The sequence below is a fragment of the Mesorhizobium sp. M7A.F.Ca.US.005.03.2.1 genome, assembly GCF_003997795.1.
GTDB classification, from domain to species: domain Bacteria; phylum Pseudomonadota; class Alphaproteobacteria; order Rhizobiales; family Rhizobiaceae; genus Mesorhizobium; species Mesorhizobium ciceri.
On sequence record NZ_RZRP01001443.1, the window covers coordinates 1 to 247 of the forward strand.

Below are 247 nucleotides of genomic sequence, written 5' to 3' on the forward strand. Positions count from 1 at the left end.
TCGTTCAGCCAGGCATCGAATTTCGGGCGCGGCTCGGCGATGATGAAGGTGCCCATGTTGGCGTGCTGCGCACCGCAGAATTCAGCGCATTGACCACGGTAGACGCCTGGCTTGTCCGCCTTGAGATCCAGGACGTTCATGTGGCCCGGGATAAGGTCGAGCTTGCCGGCCAAGCTTGGGATCCAGAAGGAATGGATCACATCGGTCGAGGTCAAAAGCAGCCGCACCGGCTCGCCGGCAGGGATAT

At 60.7% G+C, this 247-nt stretch carries 1 pseudogene; it reads right to left on the reverse strand.

Annotated elements, in window-relative coordinates:
• Nucleotides 1–247, reverse strand: a pseudogene (locus tag EN991_RS38360) (cytochrome c oxidase subunit II); the annotation flags it as partial.